The organism is Microbacterium sp. SORGH_AS_0888, from assembly GCF_030818905.1.
Classification (GTDB): domain Bacteria; phylum Actinomycetota; class Actinomycetes; order Actinomycetales; family Microbacteriaceae; genus Microbacterium.
Genome location: NZ_JAUTAZ010000001.1, coordinates 1,390,914 through 1,409,273, shown reverse-complemented (window position 1 = coordinate 1,409,273; position 18,360 = coordinate 1,390,914). Strand labels below are relative to the sequence as shown.

Genomic DNA, 18,360 nt, shown 5'->3' with positions numbered 1-18,360 from the left:
CTCTCGGTGTGAGGGTGCTAACGAGTCTTCCGTTTCACGAAGCGAGAAAGAAGAGGTAGACCGTGTCGGTTTCCATCAAGCCGCTCGAGGACCGCATCGTCATCCAGCAGGTCGAGGCCGAGCAGACCACGGCGAGTGGTCTGGTCATCCCCGACACCGCCAAGGAGAAGCCGCAGGAGGGTGAGGTCGTGGCCGTTGGCCCCGGCCGCATCGACGACAACGGCAACCGGGTCCCGCTCGACGTCGCCGTCGGCGACCGCGTCATCTACAGCAAGTACGGCGGCACCGAGGTCAAGTTCGGCGCCGACGAGTACCTCGTGCTCTCGGCCCGCGACGTCCTCGCGGTCGTCGTCCGCTGACCCGCGACTCCCGCACGAAGGGCCCGCGATGCTCCGGCATCCGGGCCCTTCGCCGTCCCCGGAGAGCGCGATGCGGGAATGAACCCGCCCGCGCCGCGCTTACAATCGGAGTCTCGGGAAACCCGCCCGAGCCTCGTCGATGTCGTCCCGTCAACGTACCCTCGTGCCGGCGGGGGAGGAGTATCCATGGACAACCACGATCCGTTCGGCTTCGTCGGACTCACCTATGACGACGTCCTGCTGCTGCCGGGCCACACCGACGTCATCCCGAGCGAGGCCGACACGTCCTCCCGCGTGACCCGCCGCATCACGGTGGCGACCCCCCTCCTGTCCGCCGCGATGGACACCGTCACCGAGGCGCGGCTGGCGATCGCGATCGCGCGCGAGGGCGGCCTCGGCATCATCCACCGCAATCTCGCGATCTCCGACCAGGCCGCCATGGTCGACCAGGTCAAGCGCAGCGAGTCGGGCATGATCACCGACCCCATCACGACGACCCCCGACGCCACGATCGAGGACGTCGATCGGCTCTGTGCCCAGTACCGCATCTCCGGGCTCCCCGTCGTCGACGGCGAGGGGCGGCTGGTGGGCATCATCACGAACCGCGACATGCGGTTCGTCTCCGGCTTCGAGCGTCAGACCACCAAGGTCAGCGACGTCATGACGACGCAGGGGCTGGTCACGGGTCGCGTCGGCATCGGCGCCAACGAGGTCATCGCCCTCTTCGCGCAGCACCGCGTCGAGAAGCTTCCGCTGATCGACGACGAGGGCAAGCTCGCCGGTCTCATCACGATCAAGGACTTCGACAAGAGCGAGAAGTACCCGCTCGCCACGAAGGACGATCAGGGGCGCCTGCGGGTGGGTGCGGCCATCGGCTTCTTCGGTGACGCGTGGGAGCGCGCCGAGGCGCTGCGCGACGCGGGTGTCGACGTCATCGTCGTCGACACCGCCAACGGCCAGTCGCAGGGCGTCATCGACATGGTGACGCGGCTGAAGGCCGATGCCTCCTTCGCCCACATCGACGTCATCGGCGGGAACGTCGCGACCCGCGAGGGCGCCCAGGCGCTCATCGACGCGGGTGTGGATGCCGTCAAGGTCGGTGTCGGGCCGGGGTCGATCTGCACGACCCGCATCATCGCGGGCGTCGGCGTGCCCCAGGTCACCGCGATCTACGAGGCGTCGCTCGCGGCGCGCGAGGCCGGCATCCCGGTCATCGCCGACGGCGGGCTGCAGTACTCCGGCGACATCGCGAAGGCGCTCGTCGCCGGGGCCGACACCGTCATGCTCGGCTCCCTGCTCGCGGGCACCGACGAGTCGCCGGGCGAGATCGTCTTCCAGGGCGGCAAGCAGTTCAAGCTGTACCGCGGCATGGGATCGCTCGGTGCGATGCAGACGCGCGGAAAGCAGACCTCGTACTCGAAGGACCGCTACTTCCAGGCCGATGTTCCCAGCGACGACAAGCTGATCCCCGAGGGCATCGAGGGACAGGTCGCCTACCGCGGGCCGGTCTCGGCGGTCGCGTACCAGCTGATCGGGGGCCTGCGCCAGTCGATGTTCTATGTCGGGGCGCGCACGGTCGACGAGCTCAAGTCGAAGGGCAGGTTCGTCCGGATCACGCCCGCGGGCTTGAAGGAGTCGCACCCGCACGACGTGCAGATCGTCGTCGAGGCGCCCAACTACAAGCGCTGACCCGCGCGTCCGCGCCGCGCGGGCGTCGCAGGATTGCGCGGAGGTCGCACGATTCCGGCGCGATCGTGCGACCCGGGCGGGGTTCTGCGACGGCGGAGCAGCGGCATCCTCTCCTCCCCAGGCTCGCCGGAGCATCGGGTTGTGCACGGATGCGGGGCCGCGCGGTCCGCGACGATGACGCCGGCGCGACGATCGGGGCATGAGGCGCACGATCGACGAGCTGACGCAGTGGCTGATCGCCCGCGGCGGCATCGCGCACCGCGACGACGCCCTCCGGGCCGGCTTCGCGATATCGCTCCTCCGGACCCTTGTCCGTTCCGGCGCCGCCGAGCTCGTCCGCCGTGCGTGGATCGCGCTCCCGACCGCGTCGGCCGACCTTCGTGCCGCGGCCGGCGCCGGCGCCCGTGTGACCTGCGTCTCGCTTGCTCGGCGGCGCGGGTGGTGGGTGCCGGAGACGACCGACGACGGCATCCATCTGCACCTGCTGCCGGGGTCGCGCTCGACCGCCGTCGGCGTACGCCACTGGGGTGTGCCGCTGGCTCCCGCCGAGCCGCGCACGCTCCTCGCGACGATCGAGGACGCGCTCGCCCATGTCGCGGTGTGTCGCGCATACGATGCGGCGCTCGTTCTCTGGGAGTCGGCGGCGCGTGTGGAGGGGCTGGCCCCCGAGTACCTGCGCCGGGTCGCCTGGACCACTCGCGCCGCGCGTCGCCTCGCCGACGCGGTGACGGGTCTCTCGGACTCCGGGCTCGAGACGCTGCTGGTCGTGCCGCTGCGCCGGTGGGGGCTTCGCGTGCGGCAGCAGGTCGTGCTCGCAGGCCGCCGGGTGGACCTGCTGATCGGCGACCGGCTCGTCATCCAGATCGACGGCTGGGCGCACCACTCCTCGAGCGCGCAGCGGGCGAGCGACATCGCGCACGATGCCGAGCTGCGCCTGCGCGGGTACACCGTGCTGCGGTTCAGCTACGCGCAGGTCGTGCACGATCGGGCAGCGGTCGAGGCGACGATCCGTCGTGCCGTGGCCGCGCGCCTCCACCTGGCATGAGCACCACAGGCGCAGAACGACGCGGATGTCGCACGATCCCGGCCGAATCCTGCGACATCCGTGCGGTGTTGCGACGTTCTCACGCCGCCGTGACGGGGTCCGGCACGGCGGTCGCCGGCGCGGCCGACCCCGCCGCGCGCCCCGCGGGCAGCCATATGGCGAGCACGGCGGTCGCCAGCAGGACCGCGGCGCCCACCACGACGGCGGGCCGGGCGGCATCCACGTACAGGTCGGGCCGCAGCTGCCCGCCCGCGCCCACGAAGATGGCGGTCATGACGGCCGTTCCGAGTGCGACGCCGATCTCTCGCACGGTGGAGTTCACCCCCGACGCGGAGGCGTGATCGGCGCCGGGGAGGGTCGCCAGGAGCGCCGTCGCCGACGGGGCGAACACGAGGCCCATGCCGATGCCGGCGAGCAGGAACGGCGGCACGAGCTCCGCGTAGGGGACGGACCTCGACATCACGATCGCGATCCAGCCGAGAGCGGCCCCCTGCATCACGAGACCGACGGCCATGAGGATGCGGGTGCCCACCCGCGGCGCGATGATCCCGGCGATCGGCGCGACGAACATGGGGGCGATCGTCCACGGGGTCGTCTGGACGGCCGCTTCGAGCGGCGTCGAGCCCTGCACGACCTGCATGTACTGGATCAGGATGAACACGGCCCCGAAGGTGCCGAAGCTGAAGGCGAAGCCGACCGCGTTCGTGAGGGAGAACGACCTGTCCCGGAACAGGCGCAGCGGCACGAGCGGCGAACGGGTGCGCGCCTGCCAGGCGACGAAGGCGACGAGCAGCAGCGCACCCCCGACGATCTCGGCCACGACCCCGAGCGAGGACCAGCCGTCGTCGTTGCCGCGCACGATCGCGTGCACGAGGGCGAGCACGCCCGCCCCGGCGAGGACGGCCCCGAGCACGTCGATGCGCGCCCGTGCGCCGAAGTCGTTGTTCAGCGCGAACAGCGCGAGGGGGATCGCGACGACCGCCACCGGGACGTTGATCCAGAAGATCGCCTGCCAGTTCCAGCCTTCGACCACCGCGCCGCCCACGAGCGGCCCGACGGCGACGCCGAGCCCGGAGACCCCGCCCCAGATGCCGATCGCGAGCGGTCGGCGCCTCTCGGGCACGCCGCCGGCCAGGAGCGCGAGGGAGAGGGGAAGCACACCGGCCCCGCCGAAGCCCTGCAGGGCGCGAGCGGCGATGAGCTGTCCGGGGTCGGTCGACAGCGCCGCGAGCGCCGAGCCGACGCCGAAGATCGCGATGCCCGAGAGGAAGACCGTGCGCCTCCCGAAGCGGTCGCCGAGGGCGGCGGCGACGAGGATCGTCGAGGCGAAGGACAGCGTGTAGGCGTTGACGAACCACTGCAGCTGCTCGACCGTCGCCCCGAGCTCGGCGTGCAGCACCGGCAGCGCGTTCGTCATGACGAGGTTGTCGAGCGTCGCCATGAACATCGGCAGCGAGGCGGCGGCGACGACGAGCCCGAACGGGCGGCGTCGAGGGGATGCGGACATCGTGGGGCTCCTCAATTGGTAATCGAATGATTACTACGATGGCGACACTGTAGTAATCGACTGATAACCTGTCAACATGGCGGATGTCGAGACGAAGGCGCCCCGGCTGAGCTCCGATGAGCGTCGGGCCCAGATCCTGGAGGCCGCCCTCGCCGTGTTCGGGGCGAAGGGGTACGTCGGCACCACGACCGACGACGTCGCCAAGGCGGCCGGCGTCTCGCAGCCGTACGTCGTCCGGCTGTTCGGCAGCAAGGAGGCGCTCTTCGTCGAGGCGACGCAGGAGGCGCTGCGACGCATCCTCGTCGCCTTCCGCGCCGCGACGGAGGACGCCCCGAGCACCGAGCCGCTCGAGGCGAGGATCGGCCGCGCCTACATGGACCTGCTCGCGGTCCGCGGGCTGCATCAGACGCTCAGTCATGCGTTCCTCCTCGGCGCGCACCCCGTGATCGGGCCCTGCGCCCGTCGCGGGTTCGCGCAGGTGTGGGACTTCCTGCGTGAGATCGGGTTCGATCCGGAGTCCGCCCAGCTGTTCCTCGCGCAAGGGATGCTGATCAACACGCTGGTGGGGATGCGGCTGGCCGACGACTACGACAGCGATCCGCGGGTCGCCGAGCTGTTCGACGCCTGCTTCCCGACCGGCAAGGCCACCGTCCTCGCCCTCGCGCCCCGAGCCGACGAGCCCTGGTGATCGGCGGCGCAGCGGGCGTCGCGGGTAGGCTGGGCGGGTGAGCATGGAGATCGAGGTCGGCCGCGCCAAGCGGGCCCGCCGCGCATACACGTTCGACGACATCGCGGTCGTGCCCTCGCGGCGCACGCGCAACCCGGAGGACGTCTCGACGGCGTGGACGATCGACGCCTTCCAGTTCGACATCCCGGTGCTGGGCGCCCCGATGGACTCGGTCGTCTCCCCGCGCACCGCGATCATGCTCGGACAGCTCGGCGGGCTGGGCGTCCTCGACCTCGAAGGGCTGTGGACCCGGTACGACGACCCCGAGCCGATCCTCGCCGAGATCGCCGCCCTGCCCGACGACGGCGCGACGAGGCGCATGCAGGAGCTGTACGCCGAGCCGATCAAGCCCGAGCTCGTGCGCGACCGCCTCGCCGAGATCCGGGCCGCGGGCGTGACGGTCGCCGGCTCGCTCACGCCCCAGCGCACGCAGGAGCTGTACGAGACCGTCGTCGCCGCCGGCGTCGACCTGTTCGTCATCCGGGGCACGACCGTGTCGGCCGAGCACGTCTCGAGCGTCGCCGCGCCGCTGAACCTCAAGAAGTTCATCTACGACCTCGACGTCCCCGTCATCGTCGGCGGCGCCGCGACCTACACCGCCGCCCTCCACCTGATGCGGACCGGGGCGGCCGGCGTCCTGGTCGGCTTCGGCGGGGGAGCGACCTCGACGACCCGGGCGACGCTCGGCATCCACGCGCCGATGGCGACCGCGGTCGCAGACGTCGCCGGCGCCCGCCGCGACTACCTCGACGAGTCCGGCGGTCGCTATGTGCACGTCATCGCGGACGGCGGAGTCGGCACCTCGGGCGACATCGTGAAGGCGCTCGCGATGGGCGCGGATGCGGTGATGCTCGGGGTCGCGCTCGCCCGAGCCACAGATGCGCCCGGCCACGGCTACCACTGGGGCCCCGAGGCGCACCACCCGAAGCTCCCGCGCGGGCGCCGCGCGCGCGTCGCGCAGGTCGCGCCGCTCGAGGAGATCCTCTACGGCCCGGCCCCGGTCGCCGACGGCACCGCCAACCTGATCGGGGCGTTGCGCAAGTCCATGGCGACGACCGGCTACTCCGAGCTCAAGGAGTTCCAGCGGGTCGAGGTCGTCGTCGCGCCCTACGGGTCGTGACCGACACGCCATCGGGGGCCGCGGAGCCGGCGGAGGTCTTTCCGCCGACGCTCCGGGAGGTCATGCTCCGCCCCCGCTGGCTCGCGATGCTCGCGCTGTGCCTGGTGGTGGCGGGCGTGTTCGCCTGGCTCGGCCAGTGGCAGCTGGCGCGCGCGGTCGACACCGCGCCGCGCGAGGAGGGGGCGACCGAGCAGGTGCAGCCGATCGACGACGTCGTGACGCCCGGCGCCTACCTTCCGGAGCCGCTCGTCGGACAGCGGGTCAGCGTGAGCGGGACCTTCGTTGCGGGCGACTTCATCGTCGTGTCGTCGCGGTTCAACGACAACGTGCAGGGCTTCTGGGTCACCGGCCAGCTGCGCCGCGACGGCGTCGCCGCCCCCACCTCGATCGCCGTGGCCCTCGGCTGGGCGGCCACGAGGCAGGATGCGGATGCCGCCGCGGCCGCGCTGGAGACGGGCCTCGACCCGCACGCCGTCGTGACCGTCACCGGACGCCTGGTCTCCGACGAGGGGCCCGTCGCACCGCCGGAGGCGGACCCCCAGGACCTGTCGCGGATGTCCCCGGCCGCGCTGCTCAGCCGCTGGCACGACATCGCAGGGCTCGACGTGTACCGGCCGTTCCTCGTCTCGGACGCGACCTCGCCCGGACTCGTGGAGATCTCGTCGCCGGCGCCCCAGACCGGCTCGGGCGTGAACTGGCTCAACATCTTCTACGCGGCCGAGTGGGCGGTGTTCGCGGGCTTCGCGTTCTACCTCTGGTACCGGCTGGCGAAGGACGCATGGGAGAAGGAGCTCGAGGAGCTCGAGCCGGAGGGCGACGCCCCGCGAGGCTAGACTGGAGGTCATGCCTCCTGCCCCGAAGCTCGCCTCGTTCCCGGCGATCCGTGGCGCGCTCCGGTTCTACCAGGTGTGCTCCATCATCACCGGAACCATGCTGCTCCTGCTCGTCGCCGAGATGGTCGTGAAGTATGCGCTCGGCTACGAGCTCTTCGCCGGCGGCTCCGGCGGCGCGCTCTGGTGGGCGCCCGTGGTGGAGACCGCTTCCGGTCATGAGTCCACGGGCGACGGCTTCAACCTGTCGATGTTCATCCTCATCGCGCACGGGTGGTTCTACGTCGTCTACCTGTTCAGCTGCTTCCGCGTGTGGAGCCTCATGCGCTGGCAGTTCCTGCGCTTCATCCTGCTGGCGCTCGGCGGCGTCGTGCCGCTGCTGTCCTTCTTCCTCGAGGCCTTCGTCGCGCGCGCCGTGCGGCGCTACCTGGCCGAGCGCGAGGCCGCGGCCGCCCCGCTGCCGCAGGCCGCCGAACACCCCTGACCCGACCCAGAGAGAAGCCCGGTGACCGAGCAGACCGAAACCTCCCAGCGCCCCGTCCTGGTGATCGACTTCGGCGCGCAGTACGCGCAGCTGATCGCCCGCCGCGTCCGCGAGGCGGGGGTGTACAGCGAGATCGTCCCGCACACGGCCACGGCCGACGACATCCGGGCCAAGGATCCCGTCGCCCTCGTGCTGTCGGGCGGGCCGTCCTCGGTGTACGAGCCGGGCGCGCCGACCCTCGACCCCGGCATCCTGCAGCTCGGCATCCCGACGCTCGGCATCTGCTACGGCTTCCAGGTCATGGCGCAGCAGCTGGGCGGCACCGTGGCCAACACGGGACTGCGCGAGTACGGCGCGACCGATGCCGTGATCGCGAACGACGGCGGCGTCCTCCTCGGCGGCCAGCCGAACGAGCAGAACGTGTGGATGAGTCACGGCGACCAGGTCGCCGCCGCCCCCGAGGGTTTCGAGGTGCTCGCGTCGACCGCCGCGACCCCGGTCGCCGCGTTCGGGAACGCAGAGAAGTGCTTCTACGGCGTGCAGTGGCACCCGGAGGTCAAGCACTCCGACTACGGCCAGGACGTCCTCGTGAACTTCCTCCACAAGGCCGCGGGGCTGCCCGCCGACTGGAACAGCGGAAACGTCATCGCGGAGCAGGTCGCCCGCATCCGCGAGCAGGTCGGCACCGGCCGCGTGCTGTCCGCCCTCTCGGGCGGCGTCGACTCCGCCGTCTCGACGGCGCTCGTGCACGAGGCCGTGGGCGACCAGCTCGTGGCGGTGTTCATCGATCACGGGCTCCTCCGCAAGGGCGAGCGCGAGCAGGTCGAGAACGACTACGTCGCCTCGACCGGTGTGCGCCTCATCACGGTCGACGCCCGGGAGACGTTCCTCACGGCGCTCGCCGGCGTCAGCGACCCGGAGCAGAAGCGCAAGATCATCGGTCGCGAGTTCATCCGCGCCTTCGAGAAGGTGCAGCAGGAGCTCATCGCCGAGGCCGCGGCCGAGGGCGATCCGATCCGCTTCCTCGTGCAGGGCACGCTCTACCCGGACGTCGTGGAGTCCGGCGGCGGCACGGGCACCGCGAACATCAAGAGCCACCACAACGTGGGCGGCCTCCCCGAAGACCTGCAGTTCGAGCTCGTCGAGCCGCTGCGCACGCTCTTCAAGGACGAGGTGCGCGCCATCGGTCGCGAGCTGGGGCTGCCGGAGGAGATCGTGGCGCGCCAGCCGTTTCCGGGGCCGGGCCTCGGCATCCGGATCGTGGGTGAGGTCACCGCTTCTCGTCTCGAGATCCTGCGTGACGCCGACGCCATCGCCCGCGAGGAGCTGACGAAGGCGGGGCTCGACGGCGAGATCTGGCAGTGCCCGGTCGTGCTGCTGGCCGATGTCCGGTCGGTCGGCGTGCAGGGGGACGGCCGCACCTACGGACACCCGATCGTGCTGCGCCCGGTCTCGAGCGAGGACGCCATGACGGCGGACTGGACCCGCCTGCCCTACGACGTGCTGTCGAAGATCTCCAACCGCATCACGAACGAGGTGCGCGAGGTCAACCGCGTCGTGCTCGACGTGACGTCCAAGCCCCCGGGGACCATCGAGTGGGAGTGACCCCCCCGGGGTCGCCTCACGCCCGAGAGGGCTCGAAACCAGATCAGGCCATCTCGCCGGATCAGGAGCTTCGCGAAGCGAAGCGGCCTGTCCTGGCGAGATGGCCTGATTCTGTGGTGAGGGATGCGGTCAGTTGTTGCCGCGGAGGATCGCGAGGATCCGCAGGATCTCGAGGTAGAGCCACACGACCGTGACCATGATGCCGAAGGCGCCCATCCACCCGAACTGACGGGGAGCGCCGTTGCGCACGCCCTGCTGGATCGAGTCGAAGTCGAGCACGAGCGAGTACGCGGCCATGATGACGACGAACACGCCGATGATGAGGCCCAGCGGGATGCCCGCGATGCGCACGTCGGAGAGCATGCCGAAGCCGCCGCCGTTCGTGCTGTTGAGCACGCCGAACATCATGAGGACGACGTTCACGAGCGAGCAACACGAGGTAGCCGACCATCGCGATCAGGAAGATCTTCGTGGCCCGCTTGGAGGCCCGGATCTTGCCGCTCGCGAAGAGGGCGAGCGTCACGCCCACCACCACGAGGGTCGCGAGCGTCGCCTGCAGGACGATGCCGGGCCAGATGAACTCGAAGAACGACGAGATCGCGCCGACGAACAGGCCCTCGAAGGCCGCGTAGGCGAAGATGAGCGCCGGGCGGACCTTGGTGCGCGAGCCGAAGATCACGACCATCGCCAGGACGAAGCCTCCGAGGCCGCCGATGATCCACGGCGCCATGGAGGGCGTGCCGCCGGTGCGGGTCACGGTCGACATCGACCACAGCCAGCCGGCGACCGCGCCGACGAGGAGGATCGCGAACAGGCCGATCGTCTTGTAGACCGTGTCCTCGACCGTCATGCGACCGGTCTGCACGGAGCCGGCGGGCGGAGCGGCGAACGCGCCCTCGAGCTGCGCGGTCGCGGCGGCGTCGACCGCGGCGGGCGGCGTCAGCCCGACACGGGAGGCGCCCTTCTCTTGGAAGGCGGGGTTGTTGAATGCGGGGTTGGACGAGGCCATGGTCTCGATCACACTCCAGGTTCCGGTGGCAGCACGGTGCTGCACCCCCCCAGGTTAGCCCAGTGTTTCCGCGGTGACTCTGGCAGATGCTGTGAGGGAGCTTTGAGCCACGGGTACCGTCGGCGGCGCCCCCACGGCGATGTCGACGGGCTGCGGTAGCGTGTGCGCCGATGCGTCCTCTCGTCATCGGCCACCGCGGTGCGCCCGGCTACCTGCCCGAGCACACGCGCGCCTCCTACGAGCTCGCGATCGCGCACGGGGTGGATGCGGTCGAGCCCGATGTCGTGCCGAGCCGTGACGGCGTCCTGGTGGTCCGCCACGAGAACGAGATCTCGACGACGACGGATGTCGCCGACCGGCCGGAGTTTGCGCACCTGAGGCGTACGCGGTCGTTCGCCGGTGTCGAGCTCACGGGCTGGTTCACGGAGGACTTCACGTGGGAGCAGCTGTCGACGCTGCGGTGCCGTGAGCGCCTGCCGCACCTGCGTCCGGGTTCCGCCGCGCACGACGACGAGCAGCCGATGCTGCGGCTGACCGATCTGCTGGACCTGCTCGATGCCGCGGGTCGCGACATCCGGCTCGTGCTCGAGGTCAAGCACGCCGCGTACTTCGCGACGATCGGCCTGGACCCGGCGTCTCTCGTCTCCGACGCGATCCGTTCGGCCGGCTGGTGGGGCGACGCGGAGCGTCTCGTCGTCGAGTCGTTCGAGCCGACCGTCCTCGCCGAGCTCCGGGCGGCGGGGCTGCCCGCGACGTTCGTGCAGCTCGTCGAGGCCGAGGGCGCGCCCGTCGACCTGCTGCTCGCCCGGGGGGCCGCGGCGCCGACCTACCGCGAGATGATCTCCCCCTCGGGCCTCGAGCGGCTCGCGGACGAGGTCGAGGGCATCAGCCTCGACAAGGCGATCGTGCTGGGGGACGCCGGTGCGCGCCTGGTCGCCGATGCGCACGCTCGCGGCCTGCTCGTCTACGCGTGGACCGCCCGGCCGGAGAACCGCTTCCTCGAGTCGCGCTTCCGGCGGGGCGAGGACCCGGCCCGCTTCGGCGACTACGCCGCCGAGTGGACGCGGATGCGCGACGCCGGCATCGACGGGGTCTTCGTCGACCACCCGGACCTGGGTGCCGCGGCGTTCGGCCGTCCGTGACCCACGTGCGGCGCTCGCCCGCGGACACAGCCTGCGCATAGGGTGGGGACGTGACCCCGGGAATCGACGTGATCGATGTACGCAGGTCGTTCGGGCGGGTGGCGGCCGTGCGTGGCATCACGCTCTCGGCGTATCCCGGCCGCATCACGGGGCTCGTGGGTCCCAACGGGGCGGGGAAGACGACCCTGCTGCTCATGCTCGCCTCGCTCCTGCAGCCGGATGCCGGCCACATCCGGATCGCCGGCGCCGACCCCGTGACCGACCCGGCGGGCGTGCGGCGCGCCGTGGGGTGGATGCCCGATGCGCTCGGGGCCTGGGCGGCGCTGAGCGCCCGCGAGACCCTCGTCTACACCGGGCGGCTGTACGGGATGCCGCGTTCCCAGGCGCAGGCCCGGGCGCTCGCGCTGCTCGAGCGGGTGGGGCTGGACGCGCTCCAGAACGCGCCCGCGCGGGTGCTCTCGCGCGGGCAGAAGCAGCGGCTCGGACTCGCCCGCGCGCTCGTGCACGACCCGCAGGTGCTGCTCCTGGACGAACCCGCCTCCGGCCTCGACCCCCAGGCGCGGATCGATCTGCGCCTGCTGCTGCGCTCCTTCGCGGACGCCGGCCGCACGGTCCTCGTGTCCAGCCACGTGCTCGCAGAGCTCGAGGAGATGGTCGACGACGCCGTGTTCGTCGTCGGCGGGCAGTCGGTCGCTGCGCCTGCGGAGCCTCGGCGGACGCGACGGTGGCGGCTGCGGGTGCTCGGCGAGCCCCCGACGCCGGTCACGGTGGCCGGGGCCGCCGGGCTCGCGCCGGACGACGTCGCGATCGATCGCGATGCGATGACGCTGCCGTTCGCGTCGGAGGACGACGCGGCGGCGGGCCTCGCGCGCCTCGTGCACGCCGGCATCCGCGTCGTCGAGTTCGTCCCGGCGGTCGGCCGCCTCGAACAGACCTTCCTCGACCTCGGAGGCGCGTCGTGAACCCCGCCCGGATGTGGACCGTCGTGCAGCTCGAGCTCGCCCAACGGGTGCGCTCGGTCGCGTGGTACGTGTTGCTGGGCGTGTTCGCCTTCGTGATGCTCGCCGTGACCCTCCTCGCGTTCATGGCCTGGTCCTGGGCGCCGGAGCCGGGCGGGGGCATCTACTCGACGATCGTGTACGTCGTGCTGCTGCTGGTCGTGCTCGTCTCGCCGACGGTCGCGGGCAATGCGGTCAACGGCGATCGGGAGGCCGCGACGCTGGCGGCGGTGCAGGTCACCCTCGCCTCGACCGCCGACATCGTGTTCGGCAAGCTGATCGCCGCGTGGATCACCGGGCTCGGCTTCGTCGTCGTGGCGGTGCCGTTCATGGCGGTCGCGGTGCTGGCCGGCGGACTCGCGCCGGCGGCGCTGGCGGTGTCGCTGCTCGTGCTCGTGATCGAGATCGGGGTGTTCGCGGCGATCGGGGTCGGGATGTCGGCGCTCATCGGCCGGCCGCTCTTCTCGATCGCGGCGACGTATCTCGTCGTCGCGGCGTTCGTGATCGGCACGCTCGTGGCCTTCGGTCTCCTGGGTGCCAGCCTCCGCACCGAGGTGACGAGCCACGGCCGCTGGTCGGAGTCGGCGGCGTGCGGCACGGGGACCTCGGACGTCGACTGCGACGGCGTGCCCGATGGAGGATCGGGGGGCCCGCTGCTGTATCAGTGCACCGCGTGGCAGACCACGAGCTATGAGGTCCCCCGCTTCGACCGCGTGTGGTGGATCCTCGCGGCGAACCCGTTCGTGGTGCTCGCCGATGCGACGCCCACCACCTACAACGAGTACGGCACGCCCAACGATCTGTTCGGCCAGATCGCGCAGGGAGTGCGCATGGCTCAGATCGCCCCGGAGGCGGAGACGTGGAACGACGGCTGCGATCAGTCCTCGTGGCAGGGCTCTCCGTCGAACGAGGAACGGGTGGCGGACACGACGCCCAGCTGGTCCGTCGGTCTGGGGCTGCAGCTGGTCGTCGCCGCGCTGTTCGTGTGGGGAGCGTGGGCGCGCACCCGCACGCCGGCGAAGACCCTGCCGCCCGGGACGCGCGTGGCCTGAGGGCGGGCTCAGGCCGAGGCGAGCCGCGACTCGCCCTGGTGCAGGTGGAGCGCGCGGTACCGGCGCGGCGAGACCCCGAACTGCTGCGCGAACGCCCGGCTGAACACCGCCGCATCCCGCATGCCCCAGCGGGACGCGATCTCGCCGATCGGCACCCGCACCTGCTGCGGGTCCAGCAGCTCGGTGCGGATGCGCTCCAGTCGCCGCTGCCGCACCACCGCCGAGACGGTCGCTCCGTGCGCGGCGAACACCCGCCGCACGTAGCGGGTGGAGAGGAAGTGGGCGCTCGCGATCGCGTCCGCCGAGACCTCGTCGTCCGTGAGGTGTTCCTCGATCCACAGGAGGAATGCGTGGAACAGCGACATGACCGTCGCGGACCCGGGGTGGCGTGCGTCGGCGACGACGGCGTGGGCCGCGGCGACGAGCGCGTCGGCGATGTGCGCGCCCGCCGCCGGGCTCGGGCGGAAGTCGGGCTGCGCGAGGCTCGCGAGCACGGCGCGCAGGAGGGGCGCGGAGGGGACAGCGGACAGATCGGTGGCGATCACGTCGGTGAACATGCTGTGCCGGAGCGCGATCGCCGAGGTCGGGATGCGGACGACGAGGTATTCGTGATGGCCCGGCGCCGTGATGCGGTAGCGCTGCGCACTCGTGTAGAACACGAAGTCGCCGGCCGCGAGATCGACCGCGCGGCCCTCCTGGGACACCCGGAGGGAGCCGGCGGCGAGGTAGCCCAGCACGACGCCCCGCCAGTGACGGGCGGCGGGCAGCGGCTCGACGTCGACGCCGCCGGAGGTGATCATCGCGATCTCCAGCGTGCCGAGCTGGTGGCGGGGCCCCATCCGAGGCTCGGTGCCGTCGCGGGTCGAGACGATGATCGCGTCGCTCGTGTCGACGGCGCGATCGAAGTTCTCGCCGCCGGACTGGAGCCAGCCGAACATCAGCCGTTCCGATCGGGCGTCGGCTCCGCTGCCGACCGTGCTCACCGCATCCCTCCCTCAGCGTCGCGCGGCGCTTCCGCGCGCTCGTGCGAGTCTCGCGAAGGCTACCGCGATCAGGAGCGCCGCACCATTGAAGACCTGCCCGACCCACGCGGGCGCCCCCACGAGCGTGAGCCCGCTGACGAGCACCGCGACGAAGAGCAGCCCGATGACCGTCCCGGGCACCGAGGGGCGGCCGACGTGGATGACGATCGTGCCGAGCAGCACGGCCGTCAGCGCCGGGAAGAGCATCGTCATGCCGCTGTCTGAGGTCGCGGCGCCCTGCCGGGCCAGCAGCAGCACGCCGCCGAGCGCCGCGACCGTCCCGGAGGCCACGAAGGAGAGGAACTGGATGCGGCGCACGTCCACGCCCAGCAGCTGCGTCGCGCGCGGGTTCGCGCCGACCGCGTACAGCCGCCGGCCGAAGACCGTGCGGGACATCAGCCACCAGGCGACGAGGGCGATCACCGCGGCGACGAGCGCGATCGTGGGCGCGCCCCACAGCTGTCCCGAACCGATCGCGGTGAGCTCGCGGGGGATGCCGTTGGTGATCTGCAGACCGCCCGTGTACGCGAAGATCGCGCCGCCGAGGAGCGTGGCGGCCCCGAGCGTCGAGATGAAGGGATTCACCTCCAGGTAGGCGACCATCCAGCCCAGGCCCGCGCCCACCCCGACGCCGAACGCCACCCCGAGGAGGACCCCGAGCCAGACGGGCAGCCCGTACGTGGCGGTGCACGCCGCGGTCACGAGGCAGCTGGCGGAGGCGACGGCCCCGACCGAGAAGTCGAAGTAGCCGGCGGCGAGGGGGAACAGGAGCGCGATGGCCACCACGAGGCCGACGCCCTGGTTCGCCACGAGCGTCTGCACGTTCAGCATGCTGCGGAACGCGGGACCCGAGGAGGGGAGCGCCGAGAACAGCGCGATCATCGCGACGACGAGGATCAGCAGCCCGAATCGTTCGACGACGGCGCCCGCGGTCGGGCGAGGAAGGACGGACGTGCTCATCAGGCGACTCGGCTCTCTTGCTGGATGGCGGCGGTCAGGATGTCTCTGCGCACGCGGGCGCCGGCGAGGGTCTGCACGAGCCGGCCGCCGTGCAGGACGATGACGCGGTCGCAGAGCTGCTCGAGCTCCTCCACGTCGCTCGAGACGACGACGGCGCAGGCCCCGCCGTCGACCGTGTCGCGCACCGTGCGATGGATGTCGTCCCGCGCCACCGCGTCGACGCCCTGGGTGGGCTCGTCCAGCAGCAGCACGCGGGGCTCGGTCTGCAGCCATCGCGCCAGCACGACCTTCTGCTGGTTCCCGCCGGAGAGCGCCGCGAGGGGCGCGCCGGCGGATGGTGTGCGCACGCGGAATCGGGAGATCAGCGCGGGTGCGGCCCGTCGCTCCCGTCGCGCCGAGACGCCGAGCCGCGTGCGGTAGCGGGACACGCTCGCCGCCGAGAGGTTCTCCCACACGGGGGCGTCGAGATAGGCGGCCTCGCGGACCCGGTCCTCGGGCACGAGGGCGATGCGGTGGGCCACCGCATCCCCGGTGTCGCGGATGCGGACGGCCTCGCCGTCGAGCGAGATCCCGCCCGTCGCGGGCACATCGCCGAACAGCGCGCGCAGGAGGGTCGTCCGCCCGGAGCCGACGAGGCCGGCGACGCCCACGATCTCCCCGCGGTGCACGTCGAGGTCGATCGCCTGGAGCGGTCCGGCCGACAGCCCTCGCACCCCGAGCACCACGGGCCCGCGGGTCGTGTCGCGCTCCTGCCGGGTCAGCCGCTCCGGGACGTGACCCGCGATGAGCGCGAGGATGCGGTCCTCGTCGAAGTCGGCGATGGGCCCCGCGCCGACCACGCGTCCGTCGCGGAGCACCGTCACCTCGTCGGCGATCCGCATGACCTCGCTGAGACGGTGCGTGACGAGCGCGATCCCGTGCCCCGCGGCGCGGAGGTCGTGGAGTCGTTCGAGCAGCCGGTCGACCTCGGTGATCGGCAGGCTCGCGGTCGGCTCGTCCAGGACGAGGGTCAGCGGAACCCCGGAGGTCTCGGCGTCCGGGTCCTCGCGCAGCGCCCGTGCGACGGCGACGAGCGTGCGGTCGCTCGGGCGCAGCGCGCCCACGGGCAGACGCGGGTCGAAGCCGAGCCCCGCACGGCGCAGGTCCTCGCCCGTGCGCGCCAGGAGGCGGCGGTCGTCGATCCAGCCCGGCAGCCGACGGGGATGCCCGCCCTCGAGGGCGAAGTTCTCGGCGATGCTGAGCTGGTCCACGAGGCCCAGGTCCTGATGGACGAAGCGGAGGCCGCCCGCGCGCGCCACGCGCGGCGAGTACGACTCGGCGGGGATGCGGCGTCCGCCGAGCACGATCGTGCCCCCGGCATCGGCCGGCACGACGCCCGCGAGCATCTTCAGCAGCGTCGACTTGCCCGATCCGTTGCCGCCCGCGAGAACGTGGACCCGTCCGGTCGACAGCTCCAGATCCACCTCGTGCACGACCCGGGTCGCGTAGGTCTTCGAGAGGCGCTCGCCGCGGAGGACCACGGCGTCGCCGCGGTCGGCGGTGCCGGCGGGAAGCCCCCCGCCGGCACCGGATGCCTCCTCGGTCACGAGACCTTCCAGAGCGCCTTGTAGCCCGCGCGGTAGTCGAGCGGTCCGTCGTAGTTCTGGCCGGCGGCCGGCAGGTTGGGCGACGCCGCGTCCAGGAGGGTCCAGCCGATGCCGTCGCTGACGGCGCTCTGGCCGTTGAAGAAGCGGTTCAGCTGGTCAGCCAGCGACCAGGCGGCGCGGCCGTTGGAGATCGCGATGCAGGCCTGGATGCCGTTCGCGTCGTGCAGGTAGCCGATCTCGTCCTGCGTGCACTCGCCGCCCAGGACGACGCGACCGTTGCCCGCGTTGCTGGCGACGAGGGACTGCTGGATGCCGCCGGCGAGCATGAAGCCGAGGTCGACGACGATCGCGTTCGCGCCGGAGGCCTGCAGCATCCCGGTCTCGAACTTCTGTCGCATCTGGGCGATGTCGGCGGGGGTGATCGAGACGGTCCCCACGACTTCGCAGCCGGGGCACTTGGCGGCGAGCTCCTCCGTGAAGCCCTTCGAGAGGTAGTCGCCGATCGCGACGCCCGTGAACTCGACGTGCAGCACCTTGGCCGCACCGCCGGTCTTCTCGATCACGTAGTCGGCGCGCAGCTTGCCGCTCTGCTCGAAGAAGTCCGCGACGCCGTGGATGCCGTCGCCGTACTGCAGCTGCGTGTCGAACATCGCCTGCCCGGCCGCCCTGGCTGGGATCGGAGCAGTCGAAGGAGGAGATCCCGGCGATCGCGACCTTCGCCGCCTTCGCCTCGGCCAGCGCCTGAGCGACGGGCGCGCAGTCGACGCTCACGAGGACGATCGTGTCGGCGCCGGACGCGACGCCCTGCCGGATGCAGGTGGCCCAGGCGCCGTTGGCGTTGTTCTGGCCGTCGCAGACGCTGGAACTCCAGCCGAGCGCGGTCGAGGCGTCGCCCAGCTGCGCGGACAGGTAGGCCAGACCCGGAACCTGCTGGAACGCCGAGACGATCCAGAGGCGGTGCCCCGGCGACACGGCGGGCGAGGAGCCGGGCAGCGGTCCGGAGGTGCCCTGGTAGGCGGCCGAGACGGCGGAGCCGACCTCGGCGGGCACGCTGCCGCCGGAGGCGTCGCCGCCGGGGGCGGCGGTGGGGGAGGAACAGGCGCTCAGCAGCAGGGCGCCGGCGGCGATGCCGGCGACCAGCAGGCCGCGCCACGATGCGCGGGGACGGGTGGACATGGAAGACGCTCCTTCTGGTGCTGTGTTCTCGGGTTCTCCGCCGCGGGGG

At 71.9% G+C, this 18,360-nt stretch carries 16 protein-coding genes and 1 pseudogene; 11 read left to right on the top strand and 6 right to left on the bottom strand.

What is annotated here, in order from left to right; translation table 11 throughout:
* Positions 1 to 62: 62 nt before the first annotated feature.
* The 3 genes from groES to QE381_RS06885 all read left to right on the top strand — a co-directional run bounded on the left by groES (position 63) and on the right by QE381_RS06885 (position 3,093).
* Positions 63 to 359: a co-chaperone GroES gene (gene groES / locus QE381_RS06895; RefSeq protein WP_047543013.1), complete on the top strand. Its 297-nt coding sequence runs from the start codon at positions 63 to 65 to the stop codon at positions 357 to 359.
* Between the two features lie 186 nt (positions 360 to 545).
* The gene (gene guaB, locus QE381_RS06890; protein ID WP_307216666.1) at positions 546 to 2,048 is read left to right on the top strand and encodes an IMP dehydrogenase; all 1,503 of its coding nucleotides are present in this window, start codon (positions 546 to 548) and stop codon (positions 2,046 to 2,048) included.
* Positions 2,049 to 2,247: 199 nt separating this feature from the next.
* On the top strand, positions 2,248 to 3,093 hold the full coding sequence (locus QE381_RS06885; RefSeq protein ID WP_307216665.1) for an endonuclease domain-containing protein: 846 nt from the start codon (positions 2,248 to 2,250) through the stop codon (positions 3,091 to 3,093).
* Positions 3,094 to 3,172: 79 nt separating this feature from the next.
* Here QE381_RS06885 and QE381_RS06880 read toward each other — a convergent pair whose 3' ends face one another.
* Positions 3,173 to 4,600, bottom strand: a complete 1,428-nt coding sequence (locus QE381_RS06880) for a DHA2 family efflux MFS transporter permease subunit (RefSeq protein ID WP_307216663.1) — start codon at positions 4,598 to 4,600, stop codon at positions 3,173 to 3,175.
* 76 nt (positions 4,601 to 4,676) lie between these two features.
* Here QE381_RS06880 and QE381_RS06875 point away from each other — a divergent pair, with 76 nt between their 5' ends.
* The 5 genes from QE381_RS06875 to guaA are packed head-to-tail and all read left to right on the top strand — an operon-like array spanning position 4,677 to position 9,366.
* Complete coding sequence (locus tag QE381_RS06875; protein ID WP_307216661.1) at positions 4,677 to 5,288, top strand: TetR/AcrR family transcriptional regulator; 612 nt, start codon at positions 4,677 to 4,679, stop codon at positions 5,286 to 5,288.
* 43 nt (positions 5,289 to 5,331) lie between these two features.
* Positions 5,332 to 6,447, top strand: coding sequence for a GuaB3 family IMP dehydrogenase-related protein (locus QE381_RS06870; protein ID WP_307220432.1), 1,116 nt, complete (start codon positions 5,332 to 5,334; stop codon positions 6,445 to 6,447).
* A complete protein-coding gene (locus QE381_RS06865; protein WP_307216659.1) occupies positions 6,444 to 7,280 on the top strand; it encodes an SURF1 family protein in 837 nt (278 codons plus the stop codon). The genes QE381_RS06870 and QE381_RS06865 overlap by 4 nt, the downstream gene beginning before the upstream one ends.
* Before the next feature lie 10 nt (positions 7,281 to 7,290).
* On the top strand, positions 7,291 to 7,761 hold the full coding sequence (locus tag QE381_RS06860; RefSeq protein ID WP_307216656.1) for a DUF3817 domain-containing protein: 471 nt from the start codon (positions 7,291 to 7,293) through the stop codon (positions 7,759 to 7,761).
* A gap of 21 nt (positions 7,762 to 7,782) precedes the next feature.
* Positions 7,783 to 9,366, top strand: coding sequence for a glutamine-hydrolyzing GMP synthase (guaA, locus tag QE381_RS06855; RefSeq protein ID WP_307216654.1), 1,584 nt, complete (start codon positions 7,783 to 7,785; stop codon positions 9,364 to 9,366).
* A gap of 129 nt (positions 9,367 to 9,495) precedes the next feature.
* Here the strand turns inward: guaA and QE381_RS06850 are convergent.
* Positions 9,496 to 10,375 (bottom strand): annotated as a pseudogene (locus QE381_RS06850) (Bax inhibitor-1/YccA family protein).
* A 170-nt stretch (positions 10,376 to 10,545) separates the two neighbouring features.
* Here QE381_RS06850 and QE381_RS06845 point away from each other — a divergent pair.
* Genes QE381_RS06845 through QE381_RS06835 form a run of 3 tightly spaced genes read left to right on the top strand, consistent with a single transcriptional unit; the run spans position 10,546 to position 13,567 of the window.
* Positions 10,546 to 11,517 (top strand): glycerophosphodiester phosphodiesterase family protein, encoded by a 972-nt coding sequence (locus QE381_RS06845; RefSeq protein WP_307216652.1) that lies wholly within the window; start codon positions 10,546 to 10,548, stop codon positions 11,515 to 11,517.
* Positions 11,518 to 11,567: 50 nt separating this feature from the next.
* A complete protein-coding gene (locus tag QE381_RS06840; RefSeq protein WP_307216650.1) occupies positions 11,568 to 12,479 on the top strand; it encodes an ABC transporter ATP-binding protein in 912 nt (303 codons plus the stop codon).
* Positions 12,476 to 13,567 carry an ABC transporter permease gene (locus QE381_RS06835; RefSeq protein ID WP_307216648.1) on the top strand — a complete coding sequence of 364 codons (1,092 nt, stop codon included), beginning with the start codon at positions 12,476 to 12,478 and terminating at the stop codon, positions 13,565 to 13,567. Before QE381_RS06840 ends, QE381_RS06835 begins: the two co-directional genes overlap by 4 nt.
* Positions 13,568 to 13,575: 8 nt before the next feature.
* Here the strand turns inward: QE381_RS06835 and QE381_RS06830 are convergent, their stop codons facing one another.
* The 4 genes from QE381_RS06830 to QE381_RS06815 are packed head-to-tail and all read right to left on the bottom strand — an operon-like array spanning position 13,576 to position 17,785.
* The gene (locus QE381_RS06830; RefSeq protein WP_307216646.1) at positions 13,576 to 14,550 is read right to left on the bottom strand and encodes a helix-turn-helix domain-containing protein; all 975 of its coding nucleotides are present in this window, start codon (positions 14,548 to 14,550) and stop codon (positions 13,576 to 13,578) included.
* A gap of 12 nt (positions 14,551 to 14,562) precedes the next feature.
* Complete coding sequence (locus QE381_RS06825; protein WP_307216644.1) at positions 14,563 to 15,549, bottom strand: ABC transporter permease; 987 nt, start codon at positions 15,547 to 15,549, stop codon at positions 14,563 to 14,565.
* Positions 15,549 to 17,135 carry a sugar ABC transporter ATP-binding protein gene (locus QE381_RS06820; RefSeq protein ID WP_307216642.1) on the bottom strand — a complete coding sequence of 529 codons (1,587 nt, stop codon included), beginning with the start codon at positions 17,133 to 17,135 and terminating at the stop codon, positions 15,549 to 15,551. Before QE381_RS06820 ends, QE381_RS06825 begins: the two co-directional genes overlap by 1 nt.
* Positions 17,132 to 17,785, bottom strand: a complete 654-nt coding sequence (locus QE381_RS06815; protein ID WP_307216640.1) for a hypothetical protein — start codon at positions 17,783 to 17,785, stop codon at positions 17,132 to 17,134. The genes QE381_RS06820 and QE381_RS06815 overlap by 4 nt, the downstream gene beginning before the upstream one ends.
* Positions 17,786 to 18,360: the final 575 nt, after the last annotated feature.

Excerpts from the sequence above, each read along its gene's own strand:
- QE381_RS06825 (WP_307216644.1), bottom strand. The coding sequence starts at position 15,549 with ATGAGCACGTCCGTCCTTCCTCGCCCGACCGCGGGCGCCGTCGTCGAA.
- QE381_RS06885 (WP_307216665.1), top strand. The coding sequence starts at position 2,248 with ATGAGGCGCACGATCGACGAGCTGACGCAGTGGCTGATCGCCCGCGGC.
- QE381_RS06875 (WP_307216661.1), top strand. The coding sequence starts at position 4,677 with ATGGCGGATGTCGAGACGAAGGCGCCCCGGCTGAGCTCCGATGAGCGT.
- QE381_RS06860 (WP_307216656.1), top strand. The coding sequence starts at position 7,291 with ATGCCTCCTGCCCCGAAGCTCGCCTCGTTCCCGGCGATCCGTGGCGCG.
- guaB (WP_307216666.1), top strand. The coding sequence starts at position 546 with ATGGACAACCACGATCCGTTCGGCTTCGTCGGACTCACCTATGACGAC.
- QE381_RS06815 (WP_307216640.1), bottom strand. The coding sequence starts at position 17,785 with ATGTTCGACACGCAGCTGCAGTACGGCGACGGCATCCACGGCGTCGCG.
- QE381_RS06870 (WP_307220432.1), top strand. The coding sequence starts at position 5,332 with ATGGAGATCGAGGTCGGCCGCGCCAAGCGGGCCCGCCGCGCATACACG.
- QE381_RS06880 (WP_307216663.1), bottom strand. The coding sequence starts at position 4,600 with ATGTCCGCATCCCCTCGACGCCGCCCGTTCGGGCTCGTCGTCGCCGCC.
- QE381_RS06845 (WP_307216652.1), top strand. The coding sequence starts at position 10,546 with ATGCGTCCTCTCGTCATCGGCCACCGCGGTGCGCCCGGCTACCTGCCC.